Annotated in this window: 20 protein-coding genes; 11 read left to right on the top strand and 9 right to left on the bottom strand. The window is 60.2% G+C overall.

What is annotated here, in order from left to right:
• The first annotated feature begins 96 nt into the window (after positions 1-96).
• A complete protein-coding gene (locus AB4N64_RS27140; protein ID WP_460120200.1) occupies positions 97-921 on the top strand; it encodes an SDR family oxidoreductase in 825 nt (274 codons plus the stop codon).
• Between the two features lie 143 nt (positions 922-1064).
• Here the strand turns inward: AB4N64_RS27140 and gbcB are convergent, their stop codons facing one another.
• Positions 1065-2165 carry a glycine-betaine demethylase subunit GbcB gene (gene gbcB, locus AB4N64_RS27135; RefSeq protein WP_460120198.1) on the bottom strand — a complete coding sequence of 367 codons (1101 nt, stop codon included), beginning with the start codon at positions 2163-2165 and terminating at the stop codon, positions 1065-1067.
• Positions 2166-2448: 283 nt separating this feature from the next.
• Here gbcB and gbcA point away from each other — a divergent pair, with 283 nt between their 5' ends.
• Positions 2449-3744: a glycine-betaine demethylase subunit GbcA gene (gene gbcA, locus AB4N64_RS27130; protein ID WP_460120196.1), complete on the top strand. Its 1296-nt coding sequence runs from the start codon at positions 2449-2451 to the stop codon at positions 3742-3744.
• A gap of 635 nt (positions 3745-4379) precedes the next feature.
• Here the strand turns inward: gbcA and AB4N64_RS27125 are convergent.
• From AB4N64_RS27125 to AB4N64_RS27095, 7 genes are all read right to left on the bottom strand, one after another.
• Positions 4380-4946: an N-acetyltransferase family protein gene (locus AB4N64_RS27125; protein WP_460120195.1), complete on the bottom strand. Its 567-nt coding sequence runs from the start codon at positions 4944-4946 to the stop codon at positions 4380-4382.
• Between the two features lie 148 nt (positions 4947-5094).
• Complete coding sequence (gene etfB, locus AB4N64_RS27120) at positions 5095-5865, bottom strand: electron transfer flavoprotein subunit beta (protein WP_460120193.1); 771 nt, start codon at positions 5863-5865, stop codon at positions 5095-5097.
• 15 nt (positions 5866-5880) lie between these two features.
• The gene (gene etfA, locus AB4N64_RS27115; protein WP_460120191.1) at positions 5881-7101 is read right to left on the bottom strand and encodes an electron transfer flavoprotein subunit alpha; all 1221 of its coding nucleotides are present in this window, start codon (positions 7099-7101) and stop codon (positions 5881-5883) included.
• Entirely contained in the window at positions 7101-9047 is a 1947-nt protein-coding gene (gene dgcB / locus AB4N64_RS27110) for a dimethylglycine demethylation protein DgcB (RefSeq protein WP_460120190.1), read from the bottom strand. The genes etfA and dgcB overlap by 1 nt, the downstream gene beginning before the upstream one ends.
• A 111-nt stretch (positions 9048-9158) precedes the next feature.
• Positions 9159-11219 (bottom strand): dimethylglycine demethylation protein DgcA, encoded by a 2061-nt coding sequence (gene dgcA, locus AB4N64_RS27105; RefSeq protein ID WP_460120188.1) that lies wholly within the window; start codon positions 11217-11219, stop codon positions 9159-9161.
• A 152-nt stretch (positions 11220-11371) separates the two neighbouring features.
• Positions 11372-11905 carry a DUF5943 domain-containing protein gene (locus AB4N64_RS27100; RefSeq protein ID WP_108589013.1) on the bottom strand — a complete coding sequence of 178 codons (534 nt, stop codon included), beginning with the start codon at positions 11903-11905 and terminating at the stop codon, positions 11372-11374.
• Between the two features lie 78 nt (positions 11906-11983).
• Positions 11984-12961: a dipeptidase gene (locus AB4N64_RS27095; protein WP_175376594.1), complete on the bottom strand. Its 978-nt coding sequence runs from the start codon at positions 12959-12961 to the stop codon at positions 11984-11986.
• 221 nt (positions 12962-13182) lie between these two features.
• On the opposite strand from AB4N64_RS27095, the gene AB4N64_RS27090 reads away from it, so the two are divergent.
• From AB4N64_RS27090 to AB4N64_RS27070, 5 genes are all read left to right on the top strand, one after another.
• Positions 13183-13584: a lysozyme inhibitor LprI family protein gene (locus AB4N64_RS27090; protein ID WP_460120186.1), complete on the top strand. Its 402-nt coding sequence runs from the start codon at positions 13183-13185 to the stop codon at positions 13582-13584.
• 191 nt (positions 13585-13775) lie between these two features.
• Positions 13776-14030 (top strand): type II toxin-antitoxin system RelE family toxin, encoded by a 255-nt coding sequence (locus AB4N64_RS27085; protein WP_460126876.1) that lies wholly within the window; start codon positions 13776-13778, stop codon positions 14028-14030.
• A complete protein-coding gene (locus AB4N64_RS27080; RefSeq protein ID WP_460120184.1) occupies positions 14014-14337 on the top strand; it encodes a helix-turn-helix domain-containing protein in 324 nt (107 codons plus the stop codon). Before AB4N64_RS27085 ends, AB4N64_RS27080 begins: the two co-directional genes overlap by 17 nt.
• 32 nt (positions 14338-14369) lie before the next feature.
• Positions 14370-14786, top strand: coding sequence for a DUF3010 family protein (locus AB4N64_RS27075; protein WP_460120181.1), 417 nt, complete (start codon positions 14370-14372; stop codon positions 14784-14786).
• Between the two features lie 83 nt (positions 14787-14869).
• Complete coding sequence (locus tag AB4N64_RS27070) at positions 14870-17572, top strand: RHS repeat domain-containing protein (RefSeq protein ID WP_460120179.1); 2703 nt, start codon at positions 14870-14872, stop codon at positions 17570-17572.
• Positions 17573-17574: 2 nt separating this feature from the next.
• Here AB4N64_RS27070 and AB4N64_RS27065 read toward each other — a convergent pair whose 3' ends face one another.
• Entirely contained in the window at positions 17575-18573 is a 999-nt protein-coding gene (locus tag AB4N64_RS27065; RefSeq protein ID WP_460120177.1) for a GlxA family transcriptional regulator, read from the bottom strand.
• 192 nt (positions 18574-18765) lie between these two features.
• Here AB4N64_RS27065 and AB4N64_RS27060 point away from each other — a divergent pair, with 192 nt between their 5' ends.
• The 4 genes from AB4N64_RS27060 to AB4N64_RS27045 all read left to right on the top strand — a co-directional run bounded on the left by AB4N64_RS27060 (position 18766) and on the right by AB4N64_RS27045 (position 22410).
• Complete coding sequence (locus AB4N64_RS27060) at positions 18766-19710, top strand: choline ABC transporter substrate-binding protein (RefSeq protein WP_460120175.1); 945 nt, start codon at positions 18766-18768, stop codon at positions 19708-19710.
• Between the two features lie 92 nt (positions 19711-19802).
• The gene (locus AB4N64_RS27055; RefSeq protein ID WP_460120173.1) at positions 19803-20690 is read left to right on the top strand and encodes a beta-keto acid cleavage family enzyme; all 888 of its coding nucleotides are present in this window, start codon (positions 19803-19805) and stop codon (positions 20688-20690) included.
• 154 nt (positions 20691-20844) lie between these two features.
• Positions 20845-21810 (top strand): L-carnitine dehydrogenase, encoded by a 966-nt coding sequence (locus AB4N64_RS27050; protein WP_460120171.1) that lies wholly within the window; start codon positions 20845-20847, stop codon positions 21808-21810.
• A 123-nt stretch (positions 21811-21933) separates the two neighbouring features.
• On the top strand, positions 21934-22410 hold the full coding sequence (locus AB4N64_RS27045; RefSeq protein ID WP_460120170.1) for a thioesterase family protein: 477 nt from the start codon (positions 21934-21936) through the stop codon (positions 22408-22410).
• The last annotated feature ends 10 nt before the right edge of the window (positions 22411-22420 follow it).

The raw sequence follows: 22420 nt of genomic DNA, 5'->3' as shown, positions 1-22420 counted from the left end.
ATCACTCATCCCTGTGGGAGCGGCGGTGCGACTGAAGACTTCGTCTACATTGTTTCTCGAGCCTTTGCTCGAATAACAATAATCAGGAGCACGCGCATGTCCTTGCAAGGCAAAACCCTGTTCATTACCGGCGCCAGCCGTGGGATTGGTCGTGAGATTGCCCTGCGCGCTGCGCGCGATGGCGCCAACATCGTGATTGCCGCCAAGAGTGCCGAGCCGCACGCCAAGTTGCCCGGGACGATTTACAGCGTGGCCGAGGAAGTCGAGGCCGCCGGCGGCAGGGCGCTGGCCCTGCAAGTGGATGTGCGTGACGAGGTCGCCGTGCATCAGGCCCTGGCGCAGGCCAATGAACATTTCGGCGGTATCGATGCGCTGGTCAACAACGCAGGCGCCATCAAGCTGACTGGCGTTGCGCACCTGGAGCTCAAGCGCTTCGACCTGATGCATCAGATCAACACTCGCGCGGTATTGCTATGCAGCCAGGCTGCCCTGCCCTACCTGAAGAAATCCGCCGGGCACATCCTCAACCTGTCCCCGCCGCTGAACCTGGATACCCAATGGTTCGCCCAATACAGCCCATACACCGTGACCAAATACGGCATGAGCATGCTGACCCTCGGGATGAGCGAGGAATTTCGTCACGTCGGGATCAGCGTCAATTCGCTGTGGCCGCAAACCATGATCGCCACCGCGGCCATCGAGTTCCAACTGGGCTCGCGCGAATCGTTCAAGCACGCCAGGACCCCGGCGATCATGGCCGATGCCGCCCACGTGATTCTCGGCAGCTCTGGCCGAACACTGACCGGGCGTTTGTTGATCGATGAGCAGGTATTGCGCGACAGCGGCGTAACCGAGTTCGAACACTACCGATTCGAACCGGGCAGCAGCGCCCCGTTGATGCCGGATTTATTCATCGACTGAACACCCCGAACCCTGTTGGAGCGAGCTTGCTCGCGATGGAAGCCCAGGCACCGCTGGCATTCAGACAGCCAGCGTCATCGTTGACGACCATCGCGACGGTTCGACGCCTCGACATGCTCGCTCCTACAGAAAGCAGGGGACTATCAGAATTCGATCCGCACATCGCCTTTGGGCACGCTGCAGCACGACAGGATATACCCCTCAGCTTCGTCTTCCTCGGTGATCCCGCCGTTGTGCTCCATCTCGACTTCGCCGCCCAGCTTCAGCACTTTGCAGGTGCCGCAGATGCCCATGCCGCAGGCCTTTGGGATCAGCAGGCCAACCTTGGCCGCCGCCGCATGCACGGTTTCGCCCGGCGCCACACGAATGCTCTTGCCCGAGGAAATGAATTCCACCTGATGCAGGTCCGCGGCATCGACTTCCGGCGCATCCGCCGCCTGCTCGGCCTGTTCCACCGCGTCGGCCCGGGCCTCTTCCGGCGTCGCGCCGAAGGATTCCTCGTGATAACGCTTCATGTCGAAGCCAGCGGACTCGAGCATGCGCTTGACCGCGTTCATGTAGGGCGTCGGGCCGCAGCAGAACACTTCGCGCTCCATGAAGTCCGGGGTCATCAGTTCGAGCATCTTGTGGTTCAGGTAACCGCGATAACCGGCCCAGGGTTCACCCAGACCATGCTTTTCGCAGATCAGGTGCAGGCTGAAGTTATCGATGCGCGACGCCATGTGTTCCAGCTCGCGGTGGTAAATGATGTCTTTGGGCGAGCGGGCGCTGTGGATAAACACCATGTCCACGTTGCCGTTGGTGTCATAGAACCAGCGGGCCATGGACATGCACGGCGTGATGCCGACACCGCCGCTGAGGTACAGCACTTTCGGCGCCGGGAAGTCGATGGCATTGAACAGCCCGACCGGCCCGTGCACCGCCAGCTCCTGTCCTTCATGCAGGGTGTCGTGCAACCAGTTCGATACCTTGCCGCCCGGTACGCGCTTGATGGTCACCGAGAAGCTGTAAGGCACCGATGGCGAACTTGAAATGGTGTACGACCGCATGATCGGCTGGCCTTCGATTTCCAGTTCCAGGGTGACGAACTGCCCCGGCTTGAAGAAGAACATGATCGGCTGGTCGGCCATGAAGCAGAAGGTGCGCACGTCCCAGGTTTCCTGGATGACTTTGACGCAACGCACGATATGACGGCCGTTGGCCCAGGTCTGGGTGGTTACCGTGTTCAGGAAGTTATTGGACATGCTGTTCTCCGTAGCCGATGGTCGGCCGTATGGTGGCGATTCTGCGTATAGCGCAAACCGCCCATTTACCTACCAGCGACATTCACATACTTATCGCGACCAGCCCATAACCACCGGGGGTTGCGCGTCGGGAACAGATTGGGCCATGTCGCCCATGGATAAGGTTGCGAGCAACGCCGGCCCCACACTCGCCCCATACCAAGACAGACATTCAAACCCTTGCGTAGCAACCCTGATTAGCCACTTTCGCTGGCCACACAGAATGGCCTTGAGGATCACAATGATGGACGTCACCACTACCCTGAGCCTGGGCGATCCGCTGGAACCCGCACGCAAGGCCACCGCCCAGATGCTGCAAGAGCGTGAGCGCACCTTCTCGCTGCCCCAGCCGTTCTACTCCGACGAGCGCCTGTTCGATATCGACATGCAGGAGATCTTCCAGAAAGAGTGGCTGATCGCCGGCATGACCTGCGAAATCCCGGCCAAGGGCAACTACCTGACCCTGCAGGTCGGCAAGAACCCGATCATCGTCATCCGTGGCGCTGAAGGCGTGGTTCATGCCTTCCACAACGTCTGCCGCCACCGTGGATCGCGCCTGTGTACCAGCGACAAGGGCAAGGTCGCCAAACTGGTTTGCCACTACCACCAGTGGACCTACGAACTCGACGGTCGCCTGTTGTTCGCCGGCACCGAAATGGGTGCCGACTTCGACATGAAGCAATACGGCCTCAAGCCTGTGAACGTGAAAACCGCCGGCGGCTATATCTTCATCAGCCTGGCGGAAAACCCGCCGGCCATCGACGAGTTCCTGTCGACACTCAACCACTACATGGAACCGTACGACATGGAAAACACCAAGGTGGCGGTGCAAACCACCTTGATGGAGAAGGCCAACTGGAAATTGGTGCTGGAAAACAACCGCGAGTGCTACCACTGCAACGCATCGCACCCGGAACTGCTCAAAACCCTGCTGGAATGGGACGACGTTACCGACCCACGTGCCGACCAGGCGTTCAAGGACCACGTTGCCGCCTCCGCGGCCGCCTGGGAAGCGGAAAAGATCCCTTACGCCCACGCCAGCTTCGGCCTGCGTAACCGCATCGTGCGCATGCCGCTGCTCAAAGGCACCGTGTCGATGACCATGGACGGCAAACAGGGCTGCGCCAAGCTGATGGGCCGCATCAAGAACCCGGACCTGGGCTCGATGCGCATCCTGCACCTGCCGCACTCGTGGAACCACTGCATGGGCGACCACATCATCGTGTTCACCGTCTGGCCGATCAGCGCCCAGGAAACCATGGTCACCACCAAGTGGCTGGTGCACAAGGACGCGGTCGAAGGGGTGGACTATGACGTGGAGCGCATGCGCCAGGTCTGGGACGCCACCAATGACCAAGACCGTCGTCTGGCCGAAGAGAACCAGCGCGGTATCAACTCGTCGGCCTACCAGCCAGGCCCCTACTCCAAGACCTATGAGTTCGGTGTGGTGAACTTCATCGACTGGTACAGCGGCCGCATGCTCAACAACCTCGGGGCTGAGCCTGCGCCTTACCTCAAGGGTGTCGCAGTCAGCGGTTAACAACAGCAAAAGCTTCGCGGGCAAGCCCGCTCCCACAGGTTCTGCGAAAATCCCCCTGTAGGAGCGGGCTTGCCCGCGATGGCATCTTTCCAATCACCAAACATCTCAAGGGATAGAACTGTACGAAATTTAACCTATTCCATTCAGCACTAAGCCCGCCGCACCTCCCAGCCTTCCGCAAACAAGTTATCCACACCTCCACCCACAGCAACTGGGGACAACTGTGGATACCTGACCATTTCCATTCACAGAAACTGAAGAAAATCCGTGACTTATCCAAAAGCATGTCTTTGGATAACCAATGGCTACTTTTTGATCAAACCTCTGTAGCCCTCTATATACAAGGCCTGTAGAGGATGGCGAACACGTTATCCACAGAAGCACCAACAGACTTTGGGGGCAACTTTAGCGCCGCTGTGGAAAAGTGCCACGGACATTGAAAAACAAAGGTTTTCAGTGTGTTCGGAGAGTAAATAAGCCACTTTGGCTATTTTTTGATCAACTTCGTGAAAGACCCGTTTTTAGAGGCTTTGGGGCGATAGCAAACATCTTATCCACAGATGCGCCAACAGCGTTTGTGAGTAATCCATGTCGAGCAGTCGTAGCCCCGACGAATAGCTGCCTAAACTGGAGTTCTATGGCCGATACATCAAGTACGCCTCACCGGTCACCCGAATCATCGGATGCGGCGTGATCTGGCAGGTATCGACGATGCGAAAGCCGTGGCGCTCGTAGAAACGCCGGGCCCCGGTGTTGGCGGCGTAGTCGATCAGGCTCAGGCCGTTGAGGCCGAGCTGGTTGGCGCGGTCGTAGGCGTAGGCGAGGAACTCCTTGCCCAGGCCCTGGCCGCGCCAGCCCTCATGCAGCGCCAGGCTGGAGATGTAGAGGGTGTCGGGTATTTCCATGGTGGCATAGGGCGCGAGCACCGGATCGGTGGTGGGTTCTGCCAGGGGGTCATGGCGCATGACATAGCTGTGCATCATGCCGATCACTTCGCCGTTCGCTTCGGCAATCAGGCAGTTCTGGTACGAGAAGTCCACGTCGTCGCGGGCGTAGCGAACGGCGCCCACGTCAAGCAGGTCCTGGCCGGGTTCGGCGAGCTGGCTCCAGATGTAATCGGAGGCACCTTCAGAGGAAATCTGAAACAGACGGGCAATCTCCCGCGCGTCGCTGCGCAGGGCTGGACGGAATTCGACGGTCATTGGGTGTTTCCAAGTGGGAGACTTTATGGGGATCCCTGTGGGAGCGGGCTTGCCCGCGATTGCGGTGTGCCTGTCCAAGGCTGTGTACCTGATACGCCGCCATCGCGGGCAAGCCCGCTCCCACATTGGATATTCAACGTCAAAGCAATCAGCGCACCACACCTTCCTCGATCAACAACTTGAGAATCGCCTCGGCACCGGCCTGCGCACTCACGCCCTTGAGCACCTGCCCGCCTCCGCCGCTGGCCTTGGCCGTGGCGGCTTTCATGCGGTCGGCGCCGCTCTTGGCCTTAATCACCTTGAGGCGTTTGGGTCGCGGCTTGGCCGGTTGCAGGGTCGCCACCGCCAGCAGCTCATCGTCGACCACTTCTACGTCATCGGCCTGCAACACACCGCGCCGCGCCGGACCATAGGCGCTCTGGCGTGGCTTGGGCGCCGCGTTATCCACAGTGGCCAGGAATGGCAGGCGCACCTTCAGGCGACGACGTTGACCGCGTGGCAACGCCTGGAGCACCAGGGCCGAACTGCCGTCGATGGATTCCACCTGCGCCAGCCCCACCACCAGCGGCCAACCAAGGCCCTCCGCCAGCAAAAACGGCAGCATGCCCGAGCCTTCGCCGGTTTCCGCCTGGCTGCCGGTCAGCACCACCTGGGCGCCTGCTTCACGCAGGTAAGCGGTCAGCGCCGGCAGCGCGTCGGCACCCGCCGGTTGCTCGAGCACATGCATCTGCTCCAGCCCCATGCCCAGGTAGGCCCGTAACGCAGGTTCTGCGACGTCCCCGGCATGCAGCACCTGCAAGTTATCCCCAGCCAGTTGCAGGCCCAGTTCCACTGCCCGCGCATCCTGCTCCGCACGGCGTGGACGGCCGGAGGTCGGGTGGGCGCCGATGGACACCAGGCTGACGATTTTCGTGCTCATAACCCTTTCCTTCCCTTAAGCCGCATCGCGCTTGGCGTCGTTGCGATAAGCCGCTATTGCATCGATCAAGGCTTGAAGAAGCTCGGCGCTTTCGCCGATCACCGACAGGTCGGCCCGTTTGATCATGTCGCAGCCCGGGTCGAGGTTGATCGCCACCACCTTGTCGCAGGCGCCAATGCCCTGCAGGTGCTGGATCGCCCCGGAAATCCCCACCGCCACGTAGACCCGTGCCGTGACCCAGGTGCCGGACGCACCGACCTGACGGTCGCGCGCCATGAAGCCATCGTCCACCGCGACTCGCGACGCGCCCTCGGTGGCGCCAAGTGCCTGAGCCGTCCTGTGGAAAAGCTCCCAGTCCTTGACCCCGTTGCCGCCGGAGAAAATGAATTCGGCTTCGGCCATCGGAATCGCCGCCGGATCCACCGCCACCGAGCCCAGATCCTCGATACGCGACAAGCTGCGCGCCACGGCTGTGGATAACTCCACCGGCAACACTTCGTGACGAGTTTCACTGACCGGCTCAGCGCATTCGACCGCACCCAGAATCAGACGCGCGAGCGGACGCGCAAGGTCCTGCAAGCCCGCACCGGCGCGGCCGACGCATTGCTCATCCTTGACCTGCCAGACCCGTGTCGCCGGGCGCTCGCCCAAGGCAGCAGCGAAGCGACGGCCGAGTTCGCCGCCACCCGTGCGGCTGTCCGGCAGCAGCCAGTGCCGGGGGTTGAACTGGTTATCCACAGCCCGAAGACCCTGGATGCGTTGCTCGGGTGCATAACCGCTGAACTCGTCACCTTCAAGTACCAGCAGGCGATCGACGCCAGCGCTGGCAAACGCATTTTCCTTGTGCTCGCCAAATACCACCGCCAACACCGCACCCTCCTTGCCCGCCAACTGATGGGCAAGGCCGAGCAAGTCGCGGTCGTGGCTGCTCAGGCGACCACCGACCATGTCCGGCACCACGCTGATATAGAACGCCGGTTGTGGAACCTGATGCAGCGGCAGTTGCACCGCTACGGCGGCCGAACGCTTGGCCGAGCCACCCTGTTGCGCGCCGCTGCGATCGATGCGTTTGATGCCGTTGGGGCCGATGAAACCCATGCCATGGGGATTCTTGCGGATAACGCCATTGGGCCCCATCCAGCTGTGCTGCGCCGGTTGCATGGCCGCGTGCAGCGGGTGCAGGCGGTTACGGGCAATCCATTCGGCGCGGGGGTCGCGGCGGATAATGTCGCTCATCAGTGCACCTCCGCAGGTTCGCGTTTGGCCGGCGCGGCGGATTTCGGCGCGTCTTCTTCAAGCAGCGCATCAGCCACCAGTTCGGCAATGTCCTTGATCAACGGCCGGGGCTCGACCACGCCTTCGAGCATCGCAGTGCACTGCGGACAGCCCACGGCGACCAGTTCGGCGCCAGTTTCGCGGATGTCCTCCATGCGCATGTCGGGGATTCGTTGCTTGCCCGGAATGTCGGTGATTGGCGCACCGCCACCACCACCGCAGCACCGGGAGCGGAAACCGGAACGTTGCATCTCTTTCACTTCGATCCCAAGGGCACGCAGCACTTCGCGCGGCGCCTCGTATTCACCGTTGTAGCGACCGAGGTAACACGGGTCGTGATAGGTCACGCTGTCACCTTTGTGCTGGCCGAGGTTCAGTGCGCCGGTTTTGATGATTTCCGCCATATAGGTGCTGTGGTGCTGCACCCGGTAGTTGCCATCGAAAGCCCCGTACTCGTTTTTCAGCACGTGGAAGCTGTGCGGATCACAGGTGACGATGCGGTTGAAGCTGTACTTGGCCAGGGTCTGGATGTTGCGTTTCGCCAGCGACTGGAAGGTCGCTTCATCGCCCAGGCGACGGGCCACGTCGCCGCTGTCGCGCTCTTCGAGGCCGAGTACCGCGAAGTCGATTTTGGCCGCTTTCAACACTTTGACGAAGGCGCGCAGTGTGCGCTGGTTGCGCATGTCGAAGGCGCCATCACCCACCCAGAACAGCACGTCAGTGGATTTCTTCTCGCTGAGCAGGTTGAGATTGAGGTCCGCCGCCCAGTTCATCCGCCCACCCGGGGCGAAACCGCCGGGGTTGTCGGTGGCGATCAGGTTTTCCAGCACCTCGGCGCCCTTGTTCGGGGTCGCGCCCTTTTCCAGCGTCAGATGGCGGCGCATGTCGACGATGGCGTCGACATGCTCGATCATCATCGGGCATTCCTCGACGCAGGCCCGGCAAGTGGTGCACGACCACAGGGTTTCCGCGTCGACCAGACCGTTGACGATCGGTTGATGTGGATTGCCCGAGTGTTCGCCAACCGGTTTGCCCGGATAGGGGCTGCCGGCAAACTTCGCGTCAGTACCGCCCGCGAGGCCGACGACCATGTCCTGAATCAGTTTTTTCGGGTTCAGCGGCTGGCCGGCGGCGAAGGCCGGGCACGCCGCTTCGCACTTGCCGCACTGCACGCAGGCATCGAAGCCGAGCAACTGGTTCCAGGTGAAATCCTTGGGTTTTTCCACGCCCAACGGTGCGGTCGGGTCGCCCAGGTCCAACGGCTTCAAACCGGTGGAGCGGCCGCCGCCAAAACGTTCGGCGCGACGGTGCCAGGCCAGGTGCAAGGCACCGGCGAAGGCGTGCTTCATCGGCCCGCCCCAGGTCATGCCGAAAAACAGCTCCGACACGCCCCATAACACGCCGATACCGAGGATCACCGTCACCAGCCAGCCACCGAAGTTTTCCGGCAGGATGCCGGCCACCGGCAAGGTCACCAGGAAAAACGAGGCCGAGAAGGCCAGCAGGCTTTTCGGCAAGCGCATCCACGGGCCTTTCGACAGCCGCGACGGCGGGTTGCGCCGACGCAGGTACATGAAGATCGCCCCGACGAACATCACCGCTGACATCAACAGCAGTGCATAGCCGAGCCAGCGGTTATGCAGGCCAAAGCCGTGCACCAGGATCGCCAGGACGATGGACGCCACCGCGCCACCGGCCGTGGCCACGTGGGTGTTGGCAATGTATTTGTCCCGCGCCACCACATGGTGCAAATCGACCATGTAGCGCTTGGGCATGGCGAACAGGCCGCCGATCAGGTCGACCTTGGAGGCTCGACCCCGACGCCACATGGCCACCCGCCGCAGCGCACCCAGGGCCGCAAGGCCCAGGGCGGCGAACAACAGGATTGGAAGAAGGGTGTTTAACATCAGAGTCACCTCTGGCGAGGTGCAAGCTGCAAGCTGCAAGCTGCAAGAAAGAGCCGCGATGAGGCTGTGCTTTTACTTGTCGCTTGTAGCTTGCGGCTTGCAGCTACGCCGTCAAAAATCCTTACAGAGCCGGAGTGCGTCATAGATGGCAGCGTGCACGTTACGCTGTGCCACGCAGTCGCCGATGCGGAACAGCAGGTAGCCGTCGCCGCTCTGCTCGAGGCATGGTTGCGGCTTGATAGCGAACAGCGCCTCGACGTCGATCTGGCCCTTGTTGCGCGCACCTTCCTTCAACGCGTAGTAGATTTCCTCGTCCGGACGCACGCCGTTTTCGACGACAACCTGGTCCACTACCCGCTCCTCCTTGGCGCCGGTGTATTCGTTTTCCAGGACCGCCACCAACTTGTCGCCTTCGCGGTAGACCTTCTCCAGCATCATGTCGCCGGTCATGATCACTTCTTTGGGGTACATGCTGCGGTAGTAGGTCGGGAACGACGTACCGCCAATTGCCACACCCGGCTTGATGTCATCGGTGACGATCTCGACCTGGCTGCCCTTGTCCGCCAGGAAGTCGGCGGTGGACATGCCGGTGAACTCGCAGATGGTGTCGTACACCAGTACGTTCTTGCCCGGTGCAACCTTGCCGTCAAGCACGTCCCAGCTGCTGACCACCAGGCCTTCAGCCGCGCCCCAGTGCTCGTTCTGTTCGAGGAACGGATGACCGCCGACCGCCAGCACCACCACATCCGGACGCAGGTCCATGATGGTCGGCGCATCCGCCGCCGTGCCCAGGCGCAGGTCGACTTTCAGACGAGCCAGCTCCAGTTGATACCAACGGGTAATACCCGCGATCTGATCCCGTTGCGGGGCTTTCGCCGCCGTTGTGATCTGCCCGCCGATGAATTCCTTCTTCTCGAACAGGGTCACGTCATGGCCACGCTCGGCGGCCACACGCGCCGCCTCCATCCCCGCAGGCCCGGCGCCGACCACCACCACCTTGCGTTTTACGCCGGTGGTTTTTTCGATGATGTGCGGCACACCCATGTATTCACGGGAGGTCGCGGCGTTCTGGATGCACAACACATCCAGGCCTTGGTACTGACGGTCGATGCAGTAGTTGGCACCGACGCATTGCTTGATCTGGTCGATCTGGCCCATCTTGATCTTGGCGATCAGGTGCGGATCGGCGATGTGCGCACGGGTCATGCCGACCATGTCGACGTAACCGCCCTCCAGGATCCGCGTCGCCTGGTTCGGGTCCTTGATGTTCTGCGCGTGCAGCACCGGAACCTTGACCACTTCCTTGATACCGGCCGCCAGGTGCAGGAACGGCTCCGGCGGATAACTCATGTTCGGGATCACGTTGGCCAGGGTGTTGTGGGTGTCGCAACCCGAACCCACGACACCGATGAAATCGAGCATGCCGGTGTCGTCGTAATACTTGGCGATCTGTTTCATGTCTTCATGGGACAGGCCGTCCGGGTGGAACTCGTCACCGCACAGGCGCATACCCACGCAGAAGTCGTCGCCAACTTCGGCGCGCACAGCCTTGAGCACTTCCAGGCCGAACTTCATGCGGCCCTCGAAACTGCCGCCCCATTCGTCGGTGCGCTTGTTGACCCGTGGGCTCCAGAACTGGTCGATCATGTGCTGGTGCACGGCCGACAGTTCGACGCCATCGAGGCCACCGGCCTTGGCGCGGCGGGCCGCTTGTGCGTAGTTGCCGATCACCCGCCAGATTTCTTCCGGCTCGATGGTCTTGCAGGTAGCGCGGTGCACCGGTTCACGGATGCCGGACGGCGACATCAGTGTCGGCCAGTTAAAGCCGTCCCAGCGCGAGCGTCGCCCCATGTGGGTAATCTGGATCATGATCTTGGCGCCGTGCTTGTGCATGGCGTCGGCCAGGTTCTGGAAGTGCGGAATGATCCGGTCGGTGGACAGGTTCACCGAACTCCACCATTCCTGCGGGCTGTCGATGGCCACCACCGACGAACCGCCGCAGATTGCCAGGCCGATCCCGCCCTTGGCTTTCTCTTCGTAGTACTTGACGTACCGGTCGGTGGTCATGCCGCCGTCGGTCGCGTAGACCTCGGCGTGGGCGGTGCTGATCACGCGGTTGCGGATGGTCAATTTACCGATCTGGATCGGCTGGAACATAGCTTCGAAAGCCATGGCGGTCTCCTCAAATCGTTAAAAAACTACTGCGCTCGACCATGCTGCGTTGAAATCAGACTCGAAATGCTCATTGACTAAAGTCAACTGTGCTTTCTCGCCTGACTTCGCCTTGCCTGGCCTTCGCTCGCTACGTTTTTTCAACGATTTGCTTATTGTTTAGGTTTGACGGTGAACAAACCGTCGTCGTGGCCTTCTTCGGAGCCACCGTAGACCTGCTCGGCCACGGTGCGGATCTTGCTGCCGCGTGCGGCGAGGATCTGGTCCATGGCACCGGCGAACCAGCCAGTGAACATGTAATCGACCTTGCGCCCGACCTTGCCGTAGACGTAGACGAATGCGGAGTGTTCGAGCTTGACGCTGGCGGTGCCTTTGTCGAGGTCGATGTCCTGGATCTTGAACAGGCCCCAGCCGCGTTGCGACAGGCGCTTCATGTAGTGCTCGAACACCGCGACGCCTTCCAGGCCGTGGCATTCGGCTTCTTTTTCACACCAGTGCCAGGCGGACTTGTAGCCGGCCTTGTAGAGGATCTCGGCATAGGCGTCGGCGCCCAGCACTTCCTCGATGCCCATGTGGTTATTCACGAAGAAATGACGTGGCACGTACAGCATCGGCAGGGCGTCGGACGTCCAGACACCGGTCTCGCTGTCGACTTCGATAGGCAATTGCGGGGCGATCTTGGCCATGGAAACTTAACTCCAGAAGAATTTTGGTGTTGCCCCCGGCGCGGACGGCCGGGGGAAAAGGATTCAGCGCGCGGCGGTTTATTCGCCCCAAACGTCTTTTAAGACGTTCACCCAGTTTTCGCCCATGATCTTGCGCACCACCCGTTCGGAGTGGCCGCGCTTGAGCAGGGTTTCGGTCAGGTTCGGGAACTCGCCGACGGTGCGGATGCCCAGCGGGTTGATGATCTTGCCGAAGCTGGTCAGACGGCGGGCATAGCCCTTGTCATGGGTCAGGTATTCGAAGAAGTCCTGGCCATGGCCCTGGGTAAAGTCGGTGCCGATGCCGATGGCGTCTTCGCCGACGATGTTCATGGTGTATTCGATCGCTTCGGCGTAGTCGTCGATGGTCGAATCGATGCCCTTGGCCAGGAACGGCGCGAACATGGTCACACCGACGAAACCGCCGTGATCGGCGATGAACTTCAGTTCTTCATCGGATTTGTTGCGCGGGTGAACCTTCAGGCCAGATGGCAGGCAGTGCGAGTAGCACACCGGTTTCTTGGATTCGAGGATGACCTCTTCGGAGGTTTTCGAGCCAACGTGGGACAGATCGCACATGACGCCGACGCGGTTCATCTCGGCAACGATTTCACGACCGAAGCCCGACAGGCCACCATCACGCTCGTAGCAACCGGTGCCCACCAGGTTCTGGGTGTTGTAGCACATCTGCACGATGCCGACGCCGAGCTGCTTGAAAATCTCGACATAGCTGATCTGGTCTTCGAATGCGTGAGCGTTCTGGAAACCGAAGAGGATGCCGGTCTTGCCCTGCTCCTTGGCCTTGCGGATGTCAGCCGTCGTGCGGACCGGAATCACCAGGTCGCTGTTCTCGCGGATCAGTTTCTGGCTGGCGGCGATGTTATTGACAGTGGCCTGGAAGCCCTCCCACACCGACACGGTGCAGTTGGCCGCGGTCAGACCGCCCTTGCGCATGTCTTCGAACAGCTCACGGTTCCATTTGGCAATAATCAGCCCGTCGATAACGATGCTGTCGGCGTGCAGTTCGGCTGGGCTCATCAGGCTGTCCCCTATTGTCGATTCATGCGCCGAATCGTGTGCCGGCGCTTTGGGGCCAGCATATGCCTCGGTGCCTTGGCAGCCGGGTGCAAAAACGACAGGGGAATTGCCGAAAGCGTCAATCCGCGACAAAGGGTCGTCGCAAGCCGACACAGGCCACCTGTTCAAGGGCCTGCGCATGGGCCAGAATTCGCGCCATTACGGAATTTTGGGGTGATGCGATGAAATCTGTTTTGCTGGCCTTGCTACTGATAACGACCGGCGCACACGCGGCGCAGGAGTCCGACACCAACCCTTGCGATACCGTCGAAAACGACGTGCAGACCCTGGAATGCTCGGTGTACGGCCGCACCACCGCCGAAGACCTGCTCAAGGACAACCTCCAGAGCCTGACGGAGCGGCTGCAAGGCCTGTACGGCAAAAACCCGACGCAACTGGCCGACATCACCGCCAAACTCAAGAACGTCCAGCAACAATGGCTGAAAACCCGCGACGCCGACTGCGCCGTCGAGGCCTTTCCGGCGACCAGCGGCAGCAAGGCGTTCACCATCGCGCAAAACGATTGCGTGGCGCGCATGAGCGACGAGCGGTCGGAGTTTTTGGAGTCGATTGGACAGGAGTGAAATGACGCTTTTACAGAGAGCTGGCACTCTTGCCAGCTCTCTCCTACACACCTTGCAGAGCCTGCCTACAGACCCCGCATCACCCCGTGTCGGACCCTCTCCTTGGGCAACACCCCGACATGTTTTGTTGATTGGCCCGCAGAGAAATATAAGTAAATATTGGAAATCTTATAAAAGACTTATATTCTCTCATAAACAGTATCCACTGGACTCGAAAGGCCGTTAAGCAACTCCTGAAATTGCATTCCTCTCATCAGAGCCAGGTTCGCGATGCCGTGACGTCGCTAGCTGACATGCCCGATACGGGCAACGTCAAAGCACTCGTCGGCCATCTGTATGCCTATCGACTTCGAGTAGGCCATTACAGAGTTATGTTCGATTGGGATGGAGCAATCAAAGTGGTCAGTATTCAAGAGGTCAAAAAACGTGATGAACGCACCTACTGACGTTCAAATCATCAACGACGCAGACGGAAATCCTGCCTTCGTGGTCATTCCCTACGCACAATATGTGGCACAGAAGGTCGAACCCGATCTGATTCCCCACGAAGTGGTCAGTCGTATCGTCGACGGGGCGACACCGATTCGCGCCTGGCGCGAACACTTGAACCTTACCCAGGATGAAGTGGCCCAACGCATGGGTATCTCGCAACCGGCCTTTGCCCAGCAGGAAACCGTCGCGAAGCCGCGTCGGGCCACCCGCGAGAAAATTGCGGCGGCGTTTGGCATCACGGCCAATCAGCTTGAGCTTTGAGCTGCACTCCAACCATTGTGAAAAGGATCGACATGAAAATCTGCGGCATCGAAATCAAAGGCAGCGAAGCGATCATTGCCGTGGCGGCGCTCGACGGTCAGGCGCTGCGCCATGTCGCGCTCAACACCAAGAAGATCGCCCTTGAAGATGACGACGAAGCGGCGAACGTCAAAGTCTTTGCCGCTCAGGTTGCGTCGTTTGTACGTGAAAACTCCATCGACCGGATCGCGATCAAGAAGCGCAGCAAGAAAGGCGAATTCGCCGGTGGACCGACAACGTTCAAGATCGAGGGCGTCTTCCAGTTGCTGGAGAGTTGCGAGGTGTCGCTGCTGTCGCCGCAGACGATTAATGCGCAGGCCAGGAAGCACGGCTTTGAACTGCCAGCGACACTGAACAAGTATCAGCATGAGGCTTATAAAGCGGCCTGTTCGGCGTTGATGAAGAAGTAACCTCGTCACGCACCTGTTACTTGTGACAGTAGCCAGCAGGGGAAAATCGGTGCATAGGTTGGCAACTTTCATCAGAGCCGCCGATGATGACCGCCAACCTGCACCACAATACGCCCACCCTGGCGGTTTACGACCCGCGCAGCCAGGCGATTCGCAGTGTGGCTTACCACCGCGCCCAGCCGGGTGAAACGCCGCAATCGCGCATTACTCGCCAGGCCTACGACGCCAACGGGCACTGGGTGGCGGGCTGGGACCCGCGTCAGTGGGTTACGGAGGGCGATCCTTCGTCGACAAATGTGCATGCCCTCTCTGGGGGATCTTTGCTGAGCAGCAGTGCTGACGCAGGCTGGAAAGCGGGGATGTTGGGCACTGCCAACGAACTGCGCTTCGAATGGGATGGCCGGCAGCTTCTTCGACAAGTCGACTACGACGATCAGCTACGTCCGACGACCATTACCGAGCAGGTCGACGACGCCCCGCCTGTTGTCAGCGAACGAATGGTCTATGGCGAAGACGGCGTTGAATTCGCCTCACGCAATCAATGCGGGCGCCTGATTCGCCACGACGATCCGGCCGGTAGCCTGCATGCCGACGCCTACGACCTCCGAGGTTCAAGAGTCAGCGAGTCCAGGCACTTCACAAATGACCTCTCGCAGCCCGATTGGCCAGTCAGTCTAAATGAGCGTGATCAAAAACTGGTCGCTGATGGCGAAACCACGATCTGGCAATTCGACGCCTTGGGCGCTCTTCTGTCCCTGGCCGATGCACGGGAAAACCGACGCCTGTTCGCCTACGACATGGCAGGCCAGTTGCTACGGATAAATCTCAAGCGCGACGGTTTGCCCGATGCCCCTTTGCTCAGTGACAGGCGCTATAGCGCAACGGGCCAGATAGAACATGAAACCGCCGGCAATGGCGTCGAAACGACCCGTCGTCATGACGCTCAGGACGGTCGCCTGTTGCAACTCACGTCCGCTCGCTCGGGCCGCACCTTCCAGGACCTTGTCTACGACTACGACCCCGGGGGCAACATCAGCCGGATCCACGACTTTGTCCCGGCCACGCGTTACTTCAAAAACCAACGCACTGACGCCATCAACCACTACCGCTATGACTCGCTGTCACAACTGGTTCAAGCCAGCGGACGAGAATGTATCGCCAGCGCGGACGCGATGACGGCGTATACACAGACCTTTTCATATGACCAGGCGGGGAATTTGCTGAGGCTTGTCCATGAAGGCGTTCAGGGTTACACCCGTGACATGGTCATCGCGCCCTCAAGCAACCGAAGCCTGCTGAAACCGCAGGCGGGCGAAGCGGATTTCATCAACAGTTTTGACGAAAACGGCAACTTGCGGGTTTTGGCACCTGGTGCGCAGGCGATGCTCTGGGATTGTCGCAACCAACTGAGCAAAGTCATTCAAGTCATCAGGAATGATGAACAGAACGACGATGAACTCTATCGCTACGACGCTGGCGGCCAGCGGCTGCGCAAGGTGCTCCAGCGCAAGACTAAAACGGCAACTGCAACCCGCGAAGTGCGTTACTTGCCAGGGCTGGAGATCCATGACACCGGCAATAACGAAGTGCACTATGTGATCAGTGTCGACACCGGCAACTGCATCGTCCGGGCTGTGCATTGGCATCAGCCACCCCCGGAAAATATCGCCAACGATCAGATCCGCTATAGCCTGGGGGACCACCTTGGCTCCTGCACTTTGGAACTGGACGAAAATGCAGCGCTGATCAGCCAGGAGTGGTACTACGCCTTCGGCGAAACGGCCTGTTGGTCGGCGCGAAGTGAAGTGGAGGGAAGCTACAAGACCCTTCGGTATTGCGCGAAGGAACGGGATGCCACCGGGCTTTACTACTATGGGTTTCGTTATTACGCGCCTTGGTTACAGCGGTGGATCAACCCGGATCCGGCGGGTGATATCGATGGCTTCAATCGCTATCGGATGGTTCGCAATAACCCGCTGCGATTAAAGGACAGTGAGGGTTTGAATCCGATGGATGAACTGAAACCCGTTGATGAGATCGAAACAACATTTGTCGGCTGGGGGCAGAAGATACTGCATCGCCGGGCCAGCGCTTTGCCTGACGAAAAGAGAAACGAATTCAAACACGATTTATTGAACATGATCCGCTTCACCACTGCTGCGCTTACGGATTTGCGCCAAAGCCCTCTATCGGCGGAAACTCTGCAAAAATTGAAATACATTTATGGAGAGCAAGCGAGCCCGCAATACTTGGAAATGGCTGCAATGGCAGCTAAAGAAAAACTGAAATGGATACTTTCCGGAGCCTTACAGGATTACGAAAGCGGTGAGCGTTTTGTATTTGTCGAGATACTTCCTGATGGACCTTTCGAGCGTGGATTTACCTATGCTCAAACTTCGGATAGGAACAAGTTCGTTTACCTCACCCCTCATTATCATCAGGAGTCGGCGACATTGCGACCGGGAATAATCTTTCATGAGCTCTCCCATGTTCACGGCGACGCTTATGACTACTGGTCGGTGTTTTCTTTAACCTCACGTGATGCTACATCAGAGACATCTGATTCAATCGTGCAGTCAAACATTGAAAATTCCTTGGGGACTCACTTAACTCCCAATACTTCAGACTTGGGCCAGAGGGAACGTGATTCCATACAACGGCATATTGACCAAGCGAAACGAATGTACCCGGACTTAGAACGCCAAAGGTGGGCTTCAAGCATCGCAATCACAACTCACAACGCTGATAGCTTGACTGCTTTGATGCTTCAGTTCAGGCATCGGTAGATTCACTGAACCATGGGCGGCTTGAAGACGGTCGCCAATGCGATGGTTGCGACTTGTCGCCCTTCACCGTTGCGCCGATCCTCCCGCGGGCAGCGCTCGAACTTCGCCCGATAACTGCGGGTGAAATACGACGGCGATTCAAACCCGCAGGCAATGCTCACCTCCAGCACGCTCATGTCGGTCTGGCGCAACAACTTGCGGGCCTTTTCCAGCCGCAACCTCAGGTAGAAATTGCTCGGTGTGTCGTTCAGGTGCAGGCGAAACAGCCGCTCCAGTTGCCGGCGTGTCACCTTGATCGATTCGGCCAGTTGCAGGGTGGTCAGAGGCGGTTCGCTGTGTTGCTCCATTTCGCCAATGACTTGCACCAGTTTTTTGTTGCTGATGCCATACCGCGTGGCGACTTCCATGCGCTGGTGGTCCTTGCGCGGACGGATGCGGCCGAGCACGAATTGTTCGCTGACCTGGATCGCCAGTTCCGGGCCGTGGGCCTGGGCGATGAGGTCGAGCATCAGGTCGATGGAAGCGGTGCCGCCCGCCGAGGTGATGCGCCGACGGTCGATCTCGAACAGCTCCTGGGTGACGCTCAGTTGTGGATAAGACTCCTTGAACGCGTCGATGGCTTCCCAGTGCAAGGTCAGGCGATGACCGTCGAGCAAGCCCGCTTCGGCGAGAACGAAACTGCCGGTGTCGATGGCACCGAGGGTCACGCCTTCCTTGTCGAGCCGGCGCAGCCAGTGTTCCAGCGCGGGCGTGGCGAACTTCAGCGGTTCGAAGCCAGCGACCACCAACAGCGTCGCGCCTTTCTTCAAAGGCTCCAGCGCGGCATCGGCGTTGACCGACATGCCATTGCTGGCCAGGACCGCGCCGCCATCGGCGCTCAGGACATGCCAGCGGTACAGCTCGCCGCGAAAGCGATTGGCCACCCGCAGCGGCTCGATGGCCGAGATGAAACCGATGGCCGAAAAACCCGGCATCAACAAAAAGTAGAAATCCTGGGACATGGCGCACTCGATCTGCCGGTAGCGTGTCGACGTTGATACGCCACTTGCACACGGCATTCAAGAGCACAGGTCGCTGCAGTGCAAGAGCTGGTCGCCGCAGTGCGTTTTCAGGGGGCCAAGGCTGCGTAACGTTGGCATCACCGGCGCACAGACACCGGGCCCCACAATAACGATCTGCCGAGGAAACCTGTGATGAAACGACTGATCAGCAGCTGTGTTCTTGCACTCAGTGGTACCGCTTTGCTGAACGCCAGCGTCATGGCGGCCGAACCTGCGTCGTGCCAGAACGTGCGCATGGGCGTGGTGAACTGGACCGACGTAATCGCCACCAGTGCCATGACCCAGGCCCTGCTCGACGGCCTCGGCTACAAGACCAAACAGACCAGCGCCTCCCAGCAGATCATCTTCGCCGGGATCCGCGACCAACGCCTGGACCTGTTCCTGGGCTACTGGAACCCGCTGATGACCCAGACCATCACCCCGTTCGTCGAGGCCAATCAGGTCATGGTATTGAAAGAACCAAGCCTGAAAGATGCACGCGCCACGCTGGCGGTGCCCACCTACCTGGCGGACAAGGGCCTGAAAACCTTCGCCGACATCGCCAGGTTCGAAAAAGAACTGGGCGGCAAGATCTACGGCATCGAGCCGGGTTCGGGCGCCAACACCCAGATCAAGGCAATGATCGCCAAGAATCAGTTTGGCCTCGGCAAGTTTCAGTTGGTGGAATCCAGTGAGGCCGGCATGCTCGCCGCCGTCGATCGCGCCGTGCGCCGCAAGGAAGCCGTGGTGTTCTTCGGCTGGGCGCCGCACCCGATGAACGTCAATGTGCAAATGACTTACCTGACCGGCAGCGACGATGCCCTGGGCCCGAACGAAGGCATGGCCACCGTGTGGACCGTGACTGCGCCAACCTATGCCGAGCAGTGCCCGAACATCGGGCGCCTGCTGACCAACCTGACTTTCACCGCCGAAGACGAGAGCCGGATGATGCAGCCGCTGCTGGATCACAAGGACGCCCTCGAATCGGCCCGCCAATGGCTCAAGGATCACCCGCAGGACAAGGAGCGCTGGCTTGAAGGCGTCACCACCTTCGATGGCAAGCCGGCAGCTGAGAACCTGCAACTGACCAGCAAATAACCCCACAACCGAACCACCGATTCGCAGTCCCGAGGACTGCGAACGGCGCCCATACGCCACCTGAAAAGTACTCGCCTGTAAGGAACCGCCCAATGAACCATGACGTCATCATCACCTGCGCACTCACCGGTGCTGGCGACACGACCGCCAAGAGCCCACACGTGCCGGTCACCCCCAAGCAAATTGCCGCCGCAGCCGTAGAGGCCGCCAAGGCTGGCGCCACCGTGGTCCACTGCCACGTACGTAACCCCGAGACGGGCAAGTTCAGCCGCGACGTGGCGCTGTACCGCGAAGTCATGGAGCGCATTCGCGAGGCCGACGTCGACATCATCGTTAACCTCACTGCGGGCATGGGCGGCGACCTGGAAATCGGCGCCGGTGAGAATCCCATGGAATTCGGCCCCAACACCGACCTGGTCGGCCCGTTGACCCGCCTGGCCCACGTAGAGGAACTGCTGCCGGAAATCTGCACACTGGACTGCGGCACCCTCAACTTCGGCGATGGCGACACCATTTACGTCTCGACCCCGGCGCAACTGCGCGCGGGCGCCAAGCGCATCCAGGAGCTGGGTGTTAAGGCCGAACTGGAAATCTTCGACACCGGACACCTGTGGTTCGCCAAGCAGATGATCAAGGAAGGGTTGCTCGACGATCCATTGTTCCAACTGTGCCTGGGCATCCCGTGGGGCGCGCCGGCGGACACCACCACCATGAAGGCCATGGTCGACAACCTGCCGGCAGACGCCGTCTGGGCCGGCTTCGGCATCGGGCGCATGCAGATGCCGATGGCGGCGCAAGCGGTGCTGCTGGGCGGGAACGTGAGGGTCGGCCTTGAAGACAACATCTGGCTGGACAAGGGTGTCCTGGCCACCAACGGCCAACTGGTGGAACGCGCCAGCGAAATCCTCAGCCGCCTGGGCGCCCGCGTCCTGACCCCAGCCGAGGGCCGCAAGAAGATGGGGCTGAAACAGCGCGGCTGACCACTTTTCACCTTCCCCCTGTAGGAGCGAGCTTGCTCGCGATGACGTCAGCACATTCAGCATTGATGTCGACTGGCCCGCCGCTATCGCGAGCAAGTCGAAGCGTCGAACCGTCGCTCCTACAGTTTTTTTGAGCCAAATTCAGGATGCAATCATGAGCTTCATCACAAAAATCAAAACCTTCGCCGCCCTCGGCAGCGGTGTCATCGGCAGCGGCTGGGTGTCTCGCGCCCTCGCCCATGGCCTGGACGTTATCGCCTGGGACCCGGCACCCGGCGCCGAAGCGGCGTTGCGCAAACGCGTGGCCAATGCCTGGGGCGCTCTGGAGAAACAAGGCCTGGCGCCCGGTGCGTCGCAAGATCGCCTGCGCTTTGTTGCCACGATCGAAGAATGCGTGCGAGACGCCGACTTCATCCAGGAAAGCGCCCCGGAACGCCTTGAGCTCAAACTCCACCTGCACAGCAAGATCAGTGCGGCGGCCAAGCCCAATGCCCTGATCGGCTCCAGCACTTCGGGCCTGCTGCCCAGCGAGTTCTACGAGAGCGCCACTCACCCGGAACGCTGCGTGGTCGGTCACCCGTTCAACCCGGTGTACCTGCTGCCCTTGGTGGAAGTGGTCGGAGGCAAGAACACCGCCCCGCAAGCCGTGCAGGCCGCCATGCAAGTCTACGAATCCCTGGGGATGCGCCCGCTGCATGTGCGCAAGGAAGTGCCGGGCTTCATTGCTGACCGCTTGCTCGAAGCGCTGTGGCGCGAGGCACTGCACCTGGTCAACGACGGCGTGGCGACCACCGGCGAAATCGACGACGCCATCCGTTTTGGCGCAGGTCTGCGCTGGTCATTCATGGGTACGTTCCTCACCTACACCCTGGCCGGGGGCGACGCGGGCATGCGCCATTTCATGGCGCAGTTCGGCCCGGCGTTGCAGTTGCCGTGGACCTACCTTCCTGCGCCGGAGCTGACCGACAAGCTGATCGACGATGTGGTCGATGGCACCAGCGATCAACTGGGATCACACAGCATTTCGGCGCTGGAGCGCTATCGTGATGATTGCCTGATGGCGGTGCTGGAGGCGGTGAAGGCGACCAAGGCCAAGCATGGCATGAGTTTCAGCGAATAGCAGGTCTGGCCTCATCGCGGGCAAGCCCGCTCCCACAGGTTTTGCGGTGCTCACGAATCCTGTGGGAGCGGGCTTGCTCGCGATGACGGCCTCTGAATCCCCCCACACTTCGGATCAATCACCATGCCCACCCTCACCACCTACCAGACCCGCATCATCCCCGACTGGGTCGATTACAACGGCCACCTGCGCGATGCGTTCTACCTGCTGATCTTCAGCTACGCCACCGATGCCCTGATGGATCGCCTGGGGCTCGACAGCGACAACCGAGAAGCCAGCGGCCATTCGCTGTTCACCCTGGAACTGCACCTCAACTACCTGCACGAAGTGAAACTCGACGCTGACGTTGAAGTGCGCACGCAGATCATCGGCTACGACAGCAAGCGCCTGCATCTCTATCACAGCTTGCATTTGGCGGGTGATGACAAGGAGCTGTCGGGGAACGAACAAATGTTGCTGCACGTCGACCTCGCCGGCCCGCACTCCGCGCCGTTCAGCGAATTGACCCTGGGCAAACTGCAAGCCATCGTCGCCGATCAGGCCGATCTTCCGGCCCCCGCGTACATCGGCCGAGTGATCGCCTTACCTGCAAAAAAATAACAAGGACACG

The sequence above is a fragment of the Pseudomonas sp. S2_C03 genome (genome assembly GCF_054668405.1).
This window is presented reverse-complemented; position numbering and strand designations above follow the sequence as displayed.